7 protein-coding genes are annotated in these 15,984 nt (G+C 61.0%); 1 reads left to right on the top strand and 6 read right to left on the bottom strand.

The window, feature by feature from the left end; genetic code table 11:
- Positions 1–73 precede the first annotated feature (73 nt).
- Complete coding sequence (locus tag AKV04_RS05330) at positions 74–805, top strand: peptidoglycan-binding protein (RefSeq protein WP_082351531.1); 732 nt, start codon at positions 74–76, stop codon at positions 803–805.
- On the opposite strand, the gene AKV04_RS05335 is transcribed toward AKV04_RS05330, so the two are convergent.
- From AKV04_RS05335 to AKV04_RS05360, 6 genes are all read right to left on the bottom strand, one after another.
- The gene (locus AKV04_RS05335) at positions 795–1,442 is read right to left on the bottom strand and encodes a 4'-phosphopantetheinyl transferase family protein (protein WP_054005420.1); all 648 of its coding nucleotides are present in this window, start codon (positions 1,440–1,442) and stop codon (positions 795–797) included. The genes AKV04_RS05330 and AKV04_RS05335 overlap by 11 nt on opposite strands.
- Positions 1,435–5,925, bottom strand: coding sequence for a MupA/Atu3671 family FMN-dependent luciferase-like monooxygenase (locus tag AKV04_RS05340; RefSeq protein WP_054005421.1), 4,491 nt, complete (start codon positions 5,923–5,925; stop codon positions 1,435–1,437). Before AKV04_RS05340 ends, AKV04_RS05335 begins: the two co-directional genes overlap by 8 nt.
- 10 nt (positions 5,926–5,935) lie before the next feature.
- Positions 5,936–6,943 carry a glycosyltransferase gene (locus AKV04_RS05345; RefSeq protein ID WP_054005422.1) on the bottom strand — a complete coding sequence of 336 codons (1,008 nt, stop codon included), beginning with the start codon at positions 6,941–6,943 and terminating at the stop codon, positions 5,936–5,938.
- Between the two features lie 2 nt (positions 6,944–6,945).
- Positions 6,946–13,329, bottom strand: a complete 6,384-nt coding sequence (locus AKV04_RS05350; RefSeq protein WP_054005423.1) for a type I polyketide synthase — start codon at positions 13,327–13,329, stop codon at positions 6,946–6,948.
- A 180-nt stretch (positions 13,330–13,509) separates the two neighbouring features.
- Positions 13,510–14,502, bottom strand: a complete 993-nt coding sequence (locus AKV04_RS05355) for a glycosyltransferase (protein WP_054005424.1) — start codon at positions 14,500–14,502, stop codon at positions 13,510–13,512.
- On the bottom strand, positions 14,502–15,920 hold the full coding sequence (locus AKV04_RS05360) for a hypothetical protein (protein ID WP_156317385.1): 1,419 nt from the start codon (positions 15,918–15,920) through the stop codon (positions 14,502–14,504). The genes AKV04_RS05355 and AKV04_RS05360 overlap by 1 nt, the downstream gene beginning before the upstream one ends.
- Between the last annotated feature and the right edge of the window lie 64 nt (positions 15,921–15,984).

Consider the following 15,984-nt stretch of genomic DNA (forward strand, 5'->3'; position numbering starts at 1 on the left):
GCTTAATGCATGTCGATCCGAGATTCACCGGGCCGGCCATTTTGATCGGATTTTATTATATCGGAGACGTTTCATGCGAAATGTCATTGTGCGATCAGGCTCGTCTGGGCAATCCGTCCGGGACTTGCAAATGGCGCTGAACAATCGCCTGAATCCTTCGCCCAATCTGACCATCAACGGCCTTTTCACACCGCAAACCGAACGCGCCGTGCTGGCGTTTCAACGCTCTAACTGGCTGGAGATGGATGGCATCGCCGGGCTCTGCACGCTGGATGCGCTCTATGGCACCGAGTCCGCGCCGATCATCCTGCACAACGTGCCCTATCTCAGCCAACCGACACCGACCACCTGTTGGGTCGCGGCGACGGCGATGCTGACGCGGCTGTCGATTCAGGCCATCCGCATGACCACGCCGCAACGTCTGTTGACCGCCGATGGTTCGCTGATCAACGAAAGTGAGCGCGGCCAAAGGCTTGAGGTGCATCAGACTTTCGCCCAGCTGCACCGGCTGCGCTATCAGCCGCCGCAAAGCTGGCCCGTCGCGACCTTGATCGGGTTGTTGCGGAGTGGCCCGATCATGCTGGAATTCTTGCACAATCCCGGCTCTTTTCAACGTGGCACCGGCTCCTCGGGGCATTATGTGGTGATCGTCGGGGCGCGCGGTTCTCACAGCGCCGATGGCAGCACGACAACGCTGCGGATTTATGATCCCGATGACAGCGACGGTGAGGGGATTTACTCGGTGGTCTACGCCTCGATGCTGCGCCGTGTGCCGCTGGCGACGTTTGGGATGTTTACCCAGTAGGCACAGCGCAAAATGCTGCGAAAAAGTGGTGGTTTTCTGCGCAGCGCCCTTGGATTTGAAAGCCTTTTCCGACCGGATGTACCGCATCGTAAAACTTTGCGGTAAAGCTTTGATCTTGGCAGGTAATACGTAAAGTTTGGAAATCAAAAATCTGACGCGTGATCGCGTATTGCGCTTTATACGCCGCCTCTTTCGCGACAAAAATCCGCAACACCTGCAAGCCTTGCTGAGGCCACGGCAGGTCGCTGATTTCTTTGTGTTCCTCTGGCCGAAGCACCGTCGACCAGAGCTCTGCTGGCAGAGGGTGCAAGGGTTCTATATCCAAACCCAGCCCCCGATAGTCGCGCGTCAATCCCATCACGGCGAGACAAGCCCCGGTGCAATGGCTGATGCTGCCTGTCGCAGCTTGTGGCCAGATCGGAGCACGATCCAGAGCCATCGGAATCGCCACAGCTGCAAAGCCCAAACCGCGCAGCGCCTGTCGCGCGGCACTGCGCCCGGCGGCGAATTCTGCCAACCGCGCGGGTACTGCACCCGGCAGAACCTCGCCCGGCCACAGTTCCAGCGCTTCGTCCACCTCACCCAGCGTCACGCCACTTGGTAGAACCGCGCGCAGGCGGGCTGCAATGTCAGGCATTCACCTGCCCACGCATCGCCCGTCGCCGCGCCATCGCATCGGCGCGCGCATGGGCACGGTCAGACACCACCGCAGAGGCCGCTTTCGGGCGATCATCCAGATGCGCCGCCAAAGCCGACAAGACCGGGAAGCGGAAAATATCGGTGATCGAGAGCTTTGCCGCACCAAGACTATCCCTGATCTCGCGATGCACCTGCACCGCCAGCAGAGAATGCCCGCCCAAAGCGAAGAAATTATCCTTCGAGCCGACTTTCGCCAGCCCCAAAACCCGCGCCCAGATCGCCGCGATCTGCGTCTCGATATCCGAGGTGGGCGCAACAAAATTTTGCGTTTCCAGCGGCTTGGCGCTCGGGGCAGGCAGTGCCTTGCGATCTACCTTACGGTTGGGCGTTAGCGGAAAGACATCAAGGCTGACGAAATGCGCGGGCATCATGTGCTCCGGCAAAAGCCCCGCCAATTCTGCCCGCAGTGCCACCTCGGTCGCCGCGCCAACAATATAAGCCACCAGCCGCAAGTCGCCCGGCGCATCTTCGCGGGCCATCACCACGGCTTGCCGCACCCCCGGCTGCGCCTCCAGCACAGATTCAATCTCGCCGAGCTCAATCCGGTAACCGCGCAGTTTGACCTGATGATCCGTGCGGCCCAGAAAATCGACCTTACCATCCGCCCGCCAACGCACCAGATCGCCGGTCCGATACATCCGCGCGCCCCAAGCACAGGCGCGCTCTGGCGAAACAAAACTATCGTTCACAAATCGCTCTGCCGTCAGATCAGATCGCTGCCAATAGCCGCGCGTCACACCATCGCCGCCGATCCACAACTCCCCAGCAACGCCGGGGGCGACCGGATTCATCGCCTCATCCAGCACATAAATCTGCTGGTTCGCCAAAGGCTTGCCGATATTGCAAACCCCATCAACCGCACCGACTTCCTCCACCGAGGACCAGATGGTTGTCTCGGTCGGGCCATACATATTCAATACCCGTGCCGTGGTCGCCTGCCGCAGATCGGCGACCAGCGCGCCTGGCAAAGCCTCGCCGCCCAGCATCACCGTCTTCACCCCGGCCAAAGCCATACGCGACTCATCGTTCATCGTGATCATCCGTGCCATCGACGGTGTGCATTGCAGATGCGTCACGCCATGTCGCAGGATCTGCGCCGCGATTGAGAAATCATCCTCGGCCACACCGCCACCCGCATTGGCGCGCTTGACCACTTCGGCCAGCGGATACAGCCCCTCCAGCACCTTTTCAGGTGCTACGCCATAGTCGATCAGGCAAGCCACTTCACCCACCCCGATCCGCTTCAACTGCTCAACCCGCGCCAGTGCATCTTCGACCGTGCCGAACAGGCCCGAGTCCTCAAAATAGCGCTGGAAGGCGAAATCGAGGATCGCTTCAGTCTCCTCCGCGCTCAGCGTTTGCAGGTCAATCTGCATCGGGTTTGACACGCCCTGCGGCTTTTTGAACGCCGGGAAGGCCCAAGCATATTGCTTGATCAAAGCCGCAGCCGAGCGCAGATAATCCTTCATCGGCCCGCGCGAAACCTCTCGCGCATGATCGCGGTCGCGCGCGATATAGCTGTGCAGCATCAACGTGACGGTATGGGCCGCCGGGTCATACCCAGCCTCGCGAAGCGCTTGATGATAAAGCTTAATCTTACCCGCAACCTCCTCAATCGACTGGCCCAGAAGATGCGTCAGCACATTCGCCCCAATCGCCCCGGCCTCGCGCCAAGTGTCCGGGTTGCCCGCCGTCGTCACCCACAACGGCAGCTCTTTTGAGACCGGACGCGGTTGGCTGATCAGTTCAAACGTACCGCCATCTGCGGTCGGAAAACCAACCTTTTCACCCCGCCACAAGCGGCGCACCTGATCGGCGGCGGCAAACATCGCCGCCTTGTTGTTCGGCGGCGTATTCTCGGGCCGCAGCACGAAATCGTCCGGGTGCCAGCCAGAGGCCACCGCCACCCCAGCGCGGCCATTGGTGAGGTTGTCGATCACCGCCCATTCCTCGGCAATCCGCGCCGGATGGTGCAGCGGCATCACGCAAGACCCTGCGCGCACGCCGATGTTTTTCGTCACCGCCGCCACCGCAGCCCCGGTCACCGACGGGTTCGGATAAGGGCCGCCAAAGGCGTGAAAATGCCGCTCGGGCGTCCAAACCGCGCAAAAGCCGTGGCTGTCGGCAAATTTCGCGCCTTCCAGCAGCAGTTCGTATTTCTTCGGGCCTACACCGTCGTCATTGCCCCAGTAATACAGCGAGAACTCCATCTTCTGCGCCGAAGCAATCGTGCCACCCGACACCAAAGCCCGGTTTTCATCACTGGTCAGCACCACTTTGAAGCCGCGCGCAAGGGTCCAGAACAGCTCCAGCACCGAAATGTCAAAGGACAGCGAGGTCACCGCCAGCCACACCCCAGCTTCTGGACCAATCCGCTGATCCATCCCGGTGAAGAAATTCGCCACGTTCCGGTGTTCCACCATGACGCCCTTTGGCCGCCCGGTAGAGCCCGAGGTATAGACCATATAGGCCAAATCAGCCGAGGTAACACCAGATATGGGGTTGGCATCGCTGGCTTGACTGGGACGCGCGTCGGTATCCAGACATAGCACTTGCGCGGCATGCGCGGGCAAACCCGCCGCAATAGCGCTTTGCGTCACGATCACCGGGCAGGCAGAATCCTCAATATACAAGGCGATACGGTCTGCGGGATAAGTCGGGTCCATCGGCACATAGGCCCCACCTGCTTTCTGGATCGCCAAAGCGCCGACCAGCAGATCAAGACTGCGATGCGCGCAAAGCCCCACAAGTGTGCCGGGCAGAACCCCCATGCCGATCAGCACATGCGCCACCCGATTGGCGCGGGCATTCAGCGCCGCATAGGTCAGGCTTTGATCATTGCAGACCAAAGCCACCGCATCGGGGCTGCGCAGCACTTGCTGCTCGAACGCCTGATGCACGCAAAGGCTTGAATCGTATGAAGTTTTGGTTTGGTTCCAGCCGTGCAGCACCTGATCGCGTTCGACTTCGGTCAGGGTTGAGATGCTGGACAATGATGCATCGGCGGCGGCTTCTTCCAAGGCCACGACCAGATGGCTGATGCGCGCAGCATAGGCCTGCGCCTCGCTCAAGGACAGGCGCGTGGCGTCGAAATAAAGGGCGGTGGGCGTCAGCGTAACGGTGGTTCCCGCAACCGGGCCAGCCTCTGCCACGCCAACTTGCGGACATTGCAGGCCAGCAAGCCCCGTGTCGCGCGTCATCAAATCCAGCGCGAAACCCGGCTTTGGTGCCAAATCCAACCCGTTCCGCGCCTGCGCGACGTGGCCTGCAGCCGCAACACGCAACGGCCGCCAGCCCGAGGCATAGCCCGCCACCCCCTGCGCGGCCTGCGCCAGATCAACCACAGCCGTGCCAGAGGCCAGTCCAGCGGCCAGTGCAAGGTCGGCCAGTTCGCCCGTAAGTGGCAGCGTTTGCCAGTCTGCCACCGCCTTGCTCGCATGACCAAGTGCGGCAGGTTGCATTGATTTCAAGGCCTTGCGCAAGGTGGGCTCCGCCAAAGCCAGGCTCTGCGCCAACGCGGTCAGCCCCTCGACCCCAGCCAGAAGCACTGTATCCGTTACTGTCGCAGGCGAAACCGCCAGCCCCTTTTCCTGACAAGTCAGCCGCAGCAACCGCACCGCACCTACGCCGCAAGCCACCACCAACCCCGCTTCATCGGCGCGCAAAACCTGCCCCGGAGCCCCCGAACCTTCGGCAATCTCCGCAGTGCCTACGTTCAAAACACCGGACCCAAAGGCAATTTTCGCCGTGGTCAGCGGGTTCCAATAGCGTCCGTGATCCAAGGCCCGCACCAAGCGCACAACCGCCTCGGCGGGCTGCGAGAAATCAATCCGCCCCATCGCTGCCGGGCGATCATTGCGCAAAAACAGTCGCCGCTGGCCTAAATCCTGCGGCTTGCGTTGCAGCACGCTACTTTCCAACTGTGCCAAAACGCCGGGAAAACTTTCCATCGCCGCCTCAAAACACCGGGTGTTTAAAGTCAGCGCGGTGTCCTGTGGGGCGATCTCAAAACTGCGGCTTTCCAGCACGTCGCCTTCATCGACGCCACCTTCGATCAGATGCCACGAAATGCCGTGTTGAGTTTCGCCGTTCAAAATCGCCCAGACCGGCGTGTTCAGCCCAGCATAGCGCGGCAAAGGTCCGTCGTGAAAGTTCACCGCCCCCTGCGCCAATGCCAAAATCTCTGGCCCGATCACTGACAGGTTGGCGACCGACAGCAGCCAATCAACGCGCGCGCCCAAACGTTCCGGCAGATCGCGCCCGTAGGCCTCTACCCGCAGTCCCTTAGCTTCCGCCCACAGCCGCACATCCGCGTTGCGTGTCACCACCGCCGTCAGCTTATGGCCACGGGCCAACAGCATTTCACCGCACTGGCGGGTCAGGGTTTCATTGCCGATCAGATAGGCGGAAAACTGGGTCATCTTGGCGTCCTTACCCCTCGGTCGTGCGGGGTGATTTGGCTACAGCGGCAGGTTTGCCGAAAATGGGGCTGACCGCCGCGCGCAACGCGTGCAGGGTCAGGTCTGTCAAATACAGTGGCGGATCGCCGCGGTCTTTGCGCTGGATCAGCAGCCGCGCACGCCACAGGATACCCCCGGCAAGCAGCGCAAGTGTTGCGGCCAGCGTATAGAGAACACCATGGTTTTTCACGAAATAATGCAAACGGCTGTCCAACCAGAACCCCGGTATGCGCTGCCATTCCCGCATCCCCGTGGAGGCTGAACCGATATGCATCACCCGGCTTTCCACCAAATAATCGGTCGGCCAGCCCGCCAGCGCTGCGCGGCGACACAGATCGGTTTCCTCAAAATACAGGAAGAACCGCTCATCAAACAACCCGATCTGATCCAGCACCGCTTGCCGCATCATCAGGCTTGCCCCCGCCAGCCAATCCACCCGACAGGCGGCTTGCGGGATCGGTTGCGCGACGATCCAGCGGTTCAACATCCGGCTGACAGGGCCGAACCGGATCTGCGACTCAAATTCCGAGGCGATCGAGGGGAAACGGAACGCCGTGCGATGCGGCGCACCATCGTCGCCATAAATGAAACTGCCCGCGAACCCGGTTGCCGGATGGGCCTGCAAATGCGTCAGCAAGGCGCGGATTGCACCGCGGTCGGGAAAGGCATCCGAGTTCAGGATATAGACAAATTCCGGCGCAGAACCATCCGGCATCCCCGCCCGGATCCCAAAATTATTACCCGCACCAAAGCCGCCATTGTGCCCTGATTGCAGGACGCGTACTTTCTGAGCGCCACAGTCCCAGCCGCGTCTTTGCACCTCAGCCGTGATCGCCTCAAACGATCCATCACCGGAATCATTGTCCACAATCACCAGCGCGCCTTCGATCCCGTCCAACGCCAGCAGAGCCGATTCCGCCGCCCGCAGCGTCATCTCGGCCGAGCGCCAGTTCAGCAAAACCGTGAGCAAGCCCGCCATGCTCACTCCGCCGCAGTGGCGAGGGGGACGATATTCGTCGCGCCCTTCTCGGCTTCAGCTATCACCGCCCGCAGCTTGGCCGCCAGCACTCGCACATTCGGCTCCAACACCATGCTGTCGTGGTCACCGGGCACCTCAACCGTCACAAGCGTGGGCGCAAAACGGGTCAAGTCATTGTCACCAAACACATATTCCTTGGCTTTCGACACCCAGTTGCCGCCTGTCACCGCCCAATGCCTGTCCAAAGGTGGGCGGAACAACACCGTCGCCCCACGCCGCACTGTCATCTGGTACATCGGCAACGCAGCGCGGAAGGCCGCCTCAATCGCCGCATTATGGAACTGCGCGTCGGTTTGTTCGGTCGCCTGCGGTTGGCGCTTTTGCATCTCCCAAGCCCAACGTTTGCGAGCCCATTCGGCCAGATAGCTGGGGCCTTTGGCGCGCAATTCTGCCAGTTTGATCAAAGCCTTATCCGTGCGCTTCAAACCCGGTCGCAACGGCAATGGTGTATCCAGCAGCACCAGCAAAGACACCGCTTCCCCCGCCGCTTCCAACTGTCGCGCCATTTCCCACGCGGTCAGACCGCCACCCGAGAAACCGCCCAGCATATAGGGGCCAACGGGCTGCACCTGGCGCAACTCGGCAATGTAATCGGCAGCCGCTTCCGGCAATGTCGTATGCGGCGCGGCATCGCCATAAAGCCCACGCGCCTGCAGGCCATAGAACGGCCGGTCACCACCCAACAGTTGCGCCAAATGGCGCAGATTCAACACGTTACCGAACATGCCCGCCACAAGGAAGAACGGCTGCTTCGCCCCGCCCTCGCCCTGATGCATCGGCACCAGATGGGTAAACCGCCGCGCTGGAGCCGTCAGTTTCGCAGGCGCATCGCCGCCCACATCGCCAATCTGCGTCACGATCAGCGCCGCACAGCGCGCAATCGTTGGCGCCTCAAACAGCACTGAAATCGGGAAATCCACCCGATACGCTTTTTTCACCATCGCGAACAGCCGCACCGCGATCAGACTATGACCACCAAGGTCGAAGAAACTGTCCTCGACCCCCACTTGGGCGACGCCCAACAACTCCTGCCAGAATCCGACCAACGTGCGTTCGACATCATTGTGCGGCTCGACATAGGCCGTGTCCAGATCGGGCCGCTCAAACGCCTTGCCCTCGGATTTTGCCGCCTGCGCCTCTGCAGTCTGCCGGATCAACGCGGGCAGATCGAGGCTGGAGACGATGATCTGACTGCCACCCAAAGCCACAGCACGGCCAAACGCCTCAGCGCCTTCGCTGGGTTTGATGCCCAAACTGAACGCATGCAGCAGGCGTTCCTCGGCGGGTGAGATCGGCTTTGCGGCCGCATCATCATAGCTCACTTCGCGCGGATCGGGGGCGGTAAAGCTCAGCCCTCCCTCCAGCTTGTGAATGTTAAAGCCTTCAATTTCAACGCAAACTTCACCTTCTGGCGTGGCAAGCGTCACGTCAAAACTTGCGGTCTGCGCGCCTGCGCGATTGTCTGCCGCATTGCGCACCCAAGACACTATCTCTGCCGGAAGCGGGCGCAGCACACGGATGCGGGCATACGACACCGGCACCCAAAGATGATCCGGCTGATAGCCCGCAATCAGCCCCATCGCCCAGCCGGTCGCCATATCCATCAGCGCCGGATGCAGCAACCACGGCCCCGCCTCAGCCGCAAATTCCGCAGGTAAAGCCAGCCGCGCCAGCCCTTCACCGCCGCCAATCGAGCGCGAGCGCAGTACCCGCCAGCGCGACCCAAACGCCAGATGCTCCTCTTGCGGGCTGCGCAGACCGACGCCAACCTCCGCCGCAGGCAATCGCCCGGCAATCGCCAAAACGTCAATCTTAGCAAAGGTCGCTGCCAGTGGAATCGCCCGCGCCTGCGCGTGCAACTGCCAGCCCAGCCGCCCCTTCACCGTCACGCCCGAGCGCAACTCAAAACCATAGCCCTCATCATTGCGCGACAGCGTGGCACGCACTTGCCGCAACTCACCATTGGCCACATCCAAGGGCCGGAAGAAATACAGATCTCGCAGCTCAAATGCGCCCGTCTCACCCTGCGCGCGCAGGGCCTCGGCGGCGATTTCAATCGTGCCGGTGCCGGGGATCAGCGCCTGACCTGACTTGGTGCGGTGGCCATCCAGCACCCAACGGTCAACCCTGTAAGCTGCTGTAAACAGACGATTTCCACTGCTATCGAAGCTTGCCTCGTCTAGCATCGGCGCGGAAATCGGCAGGCGCGGTGCAGGCGGCGCGCCCGTGCGATCCGCCAAAGCTTCGGCCGCCATGCCAACGCCGGTCCAGATGCCCCAGTTCAGCGCCACAACCTTGGTTTTGCCGCCGCTGCGCGATTTCGAATAAGCGTTCAGGAATTCATTCGCCGCCACATAATCAATCTGTCCGGCAGGCCCGGTCACGGTCGACGTCGAGGCAAACAGCACCAGCAGATCGACCGATCCATCCGGGAACAGCCGATCTAGCACCAGCGTGCCATGCAGTTTCGGCGCGAACACTTCCTCAACCTGAGCCGATGTCTTCAGCATCAGCGGCCCATCATCGACCACCCCCGCCGCATGGATCACCGCCCGGACCGGACCAAACCGCTTGGTCCCAGCCTCCACCGCCGCGCGCATATCCTCCATATTGCAGACATCCGCCGGGGCGACGAGAACGTCGCCCCCCAAAGCCTCCAGCCGCTGCAGCGCCAAAATCCGCCGGGCAATCGGGCTGGAAGGGTCATGCGCCGCCAGATACTTCGCCCAAGTGCCCCGATCCGGCAAATTACGCCGCGCGATCAGGGTGATTTTCGCACCAAAGCGCTGGATCATATCCTCGGCTATGGTCAAACCGATGCCACCAAAGCCCCCGGTGATCAGCACATGCGCGGCTTGCGGCAATGTGAATATTTGTTCAGGAAGGCTGGCAGCTTTCAGCCCCAACTCATAGCGCTTTTCACCCCGCAAAGCCGCTATGGCACCGACGGGTTCAGCAAAAAGCTCCTCCAAGACCTGCTCGGCCAGCGGCTCCAACCCGGCTTTGCCTCTGCGCGGCATTGCTGGCAACGTCACGTCCAAAGTCGAAACCGTCACTCCCGGCAACTCACGCGGGATCACCCGCGCCGGGCCAAGAATGGTGGCTTTTTCCGGGTCGGCAAGCCGCTCGGATTTCACCTGAACCGCGCCGGTTGAGGCGACGGTGATATGGATCGGGCGCGGCAGATTTTCCTCGGCAATCGCTTGGGCGAGGAACAGCAGGCTATAGAAGCCTTGCTCCAGATTGCGGTGGAAAAAGCTGGAACCGGGGCGGAAATCCTGCACCCGCGTCACCAGCCAGAAATGCGCGATCCGGCGGGGGGTGTGGCCCTTTGCAACCAGATCGCGGATCAGCAGATCATAACCCTCACGACCCCGCTCTGGCGCCAATATATAACCACCCTCGCCGTCGCGGCCAAAAGCATCGCCCGCGCGCACGGTGGTTACTTGATGGCCAGCGCCACGCAACCGCGCCGTACATTCCGCACCAAGGCCCTCTGTATCAAGGAAAATCAACCATGACTCTGACTTTGCATCCGCAAAATCAGCCGCGTAATCAAACCCTGTCGCCGCAGGTCGCCAATGCGGCTTCCAGCCCCAATCGCTGATGCTATCAATCCGCGCAGGCAGCGCCACCGACTCAACTTCTGCTCCCTTACCGGGTTCGATGAAGTAGGTTTTGCGCTGAAACGCATAGGTCGGCAGCACCACGCGCTTGCGCGCGGCCCCGCCCCAGATCGGCTCCCAATCCACCGACACGCCACAAGCCCACAGACGCGCGATAGAAGCCACATGCCACGCATCATCCGCCATCTTTTGCTCGGGATGGCGCAGCGCTGCGATCACCTGACCCTGCGGCACTCCATTGGCCTGCGCCAGTGACGACAGCGCCCGCCCCGGCCCCATTTCCAGATACACCCGCCCCGGCTCTGCTATCAGATCAGCCATGCAAGCCTGGAAATTCACCGTGTTGCGCAGGTGCTGTACCCAATAGTCCGGGCTGGTCGCTTGCGCATCGGTCAGATAGATTCCCGAACGATTGCTCACAATCGGAATCTGCGGTGGGCTTAAGTGAATTTTTGTGAGGTAATCGCCAAAGCGTGCCAAAATCGGCTCTAGCATCCGGCTATGCGCGGCGATGTCGATCTGGATGCGTTGGGTTTCCACATCCGCTTTCGCCAGTTCCGCAGCCAAAGCCAGCAGAGCCGCATCCGGTCCCGACACCACACAAAGTCCCGGCGCGTTGACCGAGGCCAGATCGAGATCGCCTGTGATATAGGGCCGCAAATCCGCCTCGGCCAGTGGCACCGACAGCATCCCGCCGGGCGCAATGGTGTCAAACAAAGTGCCGCGCAGATGCACGAGGCCAATGCAGTCCTCAAATTCGATCACACCGGCCAGACAAGCGGCGGTATTCTCGCCCATCGAATGTCCAACCAGCGCAGTTGGCGTCACCCCCCAAGACATATACAACTGCGCCAGTGCATATTCGGTGATCATAATCAGCGGCAGTTGCACCGAAGGCCGCTTCAACCGCTCGTTTGCCGCCGCTTCCGCCCCCGGTTCCGGCAACCACAGCGCCCGAATGTCATAGTCGAGCTTCGGTTGCAGCACCGCGAGCCCCTTGTCCATCCAATCGGCGAACACTGGCTCGGTCGCGTAAATATCCCGCGCCATGCCCGCGTATTGCGCACCACCACCGGGGAACATGAACACCACTTCGGGGTTGTCGCCCAAATAGTCGTGGTTAAACACCCGACGCGGATCGCCGCCCTCAAGCAGTTTTGCCGCTTCGTCATGCGACCCCGCCACCAGCACCCGCCGCTTCTCAAACGCGCGGCGGCCTTCTTTCAACGTATAGGCCACATCGGCCAGATCCTGCCCCGGATTATCGCGCAGATGCGCTGCCAGCCGAGACGCCCCCGCATCCAGCGAGCCCTTAGATTTTGCTGAGATAACAATTGGTTGGAATGGCCAAAGGCTTTGCTCTCCCACAGCCCGCACAGGCGCTTCCTGCAACACCACATGCGCATTGGTGCCGCCGACACCAAGCGAGTTCACCCCCGCCCGACGCGGCCCGTCACTGACCCAATTCGTCAGACTATCATTCACCTTGAACGGACTGGTCGCAAAATCAATCGACGGGTTCGGCGCCTCATAGCCCAAACTTGGCGGCAGTTGCCGATGATGCAGGGACAGCGCCACCTTGATCAGCGAGGCCACCCCCGCCGCCGTATCCAAGTGCCCGATGTTGGTCTTGACCGAGCCGATCCGGCACGAGCCCACCGCATCCGTGGTCTGGCGAAACGCGGAAGTCAGCGCCGCCACCTCAATCGGATCACCCAGATAGGTCCCCGTGCCATGACATTCCACATAAGACACATCCGCCGCCGAAACCCCGGCAACCGCCTGCGCTTCGGCAATGCATTTCGCCTGTCCATCAACCGAAGGCGCCAAATACCCCGCCTTCGCCGCCCCATCGTTGTTAACAGCGCTGCCCTTTAGAATTGCCCAGATATGATCGCCGTCCCGCACAGCATCCTTCGCGCGCCGCAACACCACCGCCCCGGCACCCGAGCCAAACACCGTGCCCTCGGCGCGATGATCAAAGGCGTGGCAATGGCCATCCGGCGATAGAATCTCGCCCTCGGTGTAAAGATACCCGCGGGCGTGCGGCAACTCGATGGTCACGCCGCCCGCCAGCGCCATATCACATTCGCCATTCAGTAGGGCTTGGCTGGCGAAATGCGCCGCCACCAGCGAGGTCGAACACGCGGTTTGCAGGTTGATCGACGGGCCTTTCAGATCGAAGATATGGCTCACCCGTGTCGCCAGAAAATCCTTATCGTTGCCGGTGTGGCGCAGCAGGAACATCCCCGTCTGATCGACCAGATCGCGGTTTGAACACAGGTTGAAATAGAAATAGCTGCCCATGCCGCAGCCTGCGTAAACCCCGATGGCTCCGGGGAAATTTTCGGGTGGATGGCCGGCATTCTCCAACGCCTCCCATGCCACTTCCAGAAACTGGCGGTGCTGCGGATCCATGATCGCCGCCTCCTTTGGCGAAAAGCCGAAGAAATCCGCGTCGAAATCGGCAAACCCCTCCAAAACCGCCGCCGAGGGTACATAATTCGCTTTGCGCAGCCGCGTCGGGGATTCTCCAGCGGCCAGCAATTCCGCCTCACTCAGCACGCGGATCGATTCCACCCCACCCGCAAGATTGGCCCAATAGGCGGCAATATCCGCCGCCCCCGGCAGATGTGCCGCCATGCCAACCACGGCGATATCGCTATCGCTGATGCCCGAGGGATCAAAATCTTCGCTCATGCGCCTTCTCTCTCTCGCTGCCCGCAGGTCAAAACCCTCAGACAGACCTCAACAATTTACCGCAAAATCCACAGCTCTCCTACCCTAGCACGCTCTGAAATGCAGCGTGCAGGGCCTTTGAACAATCCCGCACTACTGAAACAATACGGCCCGGTTATGGCAAAGTTTCGGGCAAATCGGCTACCAATGCCCGACACCTGTGCCCCGCCACATCGCCCATTGCGCCCGGCAGTAGACCACAAGATCAAAGCCCAAGCCCAAAACCGTGACCAAAAGCCGCTTGGGCCGCAGCAGATCGCGCGGGCTTGCGGCAGCGCGGGCCAGCCTTTTGGTCAAGAAATGTCCCGGCACGAACCCAAACGGCCAGCGCGGCAAAACCTGACGCAACGCACTGCCAAGCCAGCCCGGCTCGGCTGCCGCCCGCGCCAGTTCTGCGTGCCGCGCAACCTCTGGCACCGCCACCAGCGCGCCAAAGCCCGCGAAATTCACCGCCGAGCCGATCACAATCCGCACCTGATGCCGGATCAACGCCCCGATCGAACGCTCCGAGGCGTAGATGTGAAACACCCCCTCCGCTCCACCAATCCGGCTGAAATCTTCCGGTCCCGTCAGGGCATCCGTCAACACCATCGCGCGCAGAAAACCATCCTCAACGGGAAGGCCAATCGGCAGATGAAACCGCCGCGCCACGGTCGCAGGCATCGCGTAAAGCTGACCGCAGATCGCTGATCGCCAATCGTCCAAGCCGCCGCCCGCCGATGCGATGATCTTGTCTATCACAGACAATCCCTCGGGCCGTGCCACAATGTCCTTGACCGGTTGGCTGTTGATCGCCCAATGCGACCCCATCGCCTGCACCAAACGCCGCAAAGCCCCCGCATCGCAGAACTCGATATCCGCATCGACGAATACCAACACATCGGCATCCGCCCGCGCCAAATCATGCACAAAACGGTTCCACGTACGTGACTTACCGCCTTCGGGCAGATCGACCACCTCAACGTCTGCGCGCGGCACTTGCGCCACGGTATCATCCGAACAACCATTCGCCAGCACCAGAATCCGCGCTGAGAAGGCCGGATCAAGCAGAATGTCCTGAGCCAACAGCCGGGCGACCATTGCAGCAATTCCTGCCGCCTCATTGTGGGCAAAGACGCCAATATCCACTCGCATCAGATCACCGTCCGCTTCTGCTTGCCGTCCTTCAAGCCCCCTCGCAGCACCGCGCGGCTTTCAGCCAAGCGCAAGCGCCGCATCCGCTCGGCTTCGCCCAGCAACCCGCCAGCCATCAGCCAAGTGAACGGAATATGTGTGGCATTGGGCAGCAGATCGACCATGTTCGCGGCCAGTATCAGCGCCAACCCGGCTGTATAACGACTGAACGGCGGCGCAAACCGCGACAGCGCCTCGCGTCCCAAAATCAGCAGCGGCAATCCGGTCAGCCCAAACTCGGCAATAAATCCAAGCCAACCATAGGTGCCCATCACGATCACCCAATAGCCATCGGCAATCGCCGTCATCTGCCCGGTGATCGGATCATGCAAAAACGCCCGGCCATAACCGCCCCAACCAAATAGCGATTTCTCCTGCGCCCGCGCCAGCAATTCTTCTTCATTGTCAAAACGGAACTGCAAAGACCCCGCCCGATCCGCGCTAAAGCCATTGGCGAAATCAAGGATCTGCTGCAGCGGCACCAGATGCAGCCCCCGCAGGATCGGGTAACTGATCACCACCAGCGCCAGCACGCCGGCCACCAACACCTGCACCCGCCAGCTTGCCAGCAGCAACAGCGGCGCGAAGCACAGAGCATAGACCACCACACCCGCGCTTTTGCAGATGTAGAGCATAAAGGCCAAATACAGCACGATTACCAAAGCCTTGGGCCGTACCTCGGCTGGCGTGTCGCGAAGGCGCACCAGCGCGGCCAGCAGACACATGAGCGCGAAAAACGCCACCCACAATCCATGCGGCAGAAATACCACCGGGCGATAACCACCCTGCCGGATGGTCTGGAAAAAGTCATGCTGGAAAAACCCATAGACCCAGACGTTCATCTGCGGCGAGAACCGCGCCTCAATCAGCATCGGCACCGAATACCAAAGCCCGGCCAGCACCAAAGCCTCCAGCACCGCGCGCATTCCTTCGGGCGTGCCCAGATAACGCCGCGCCAAAAAGAACGGCAGCAACGCGATGAACTGGTTCGCTACCGCCGCCGCTGAGTCGTATATTTTCATGCCCTGCACATAGCCTGCACCAAAATACAATGCGTCAGTATTGGTCAAAACCGTCGCAAAAGGTGACAGAATATACATCAGGATCAGCGCTTTACCCATCCGCCCCTCAGGCAGAAAGCTGATCTTGTCGCGCACCACATACAAAGCACAATACCAAGCGATCAGGTTCGGAATCGTGGTCTTGTCCAGATCGGGGATGATCGGAAAGTTGATCACCGTCAGCGGCGGCATGATCAGATAGCCGCCCAGCACCGTCCAGATTAGCGCCCGCGCCGGGTCCAGTCGGTTCCACATCTGCCAGCTCAGCATCGGCCAGACAAACAGCATCAGATAGGCGAGGATATTCGGCGAGGCCACGGCGTGGATCAGCTTTCTGTGAGCAATGCCAGCGTTTTAGCACAGACCGCCGACACTGGCCAAT

The organism is Cypionkella psychrotolerans (genome assembly GCF_001294535.1).
GTDB classification, from domain to species: Bacteria; Pseudomonadota; Alphaproteobacteria; order Rhodobacterales; family Rhodobacteraceae; genus Cypionkella; species Cypionkella psychrotolerans.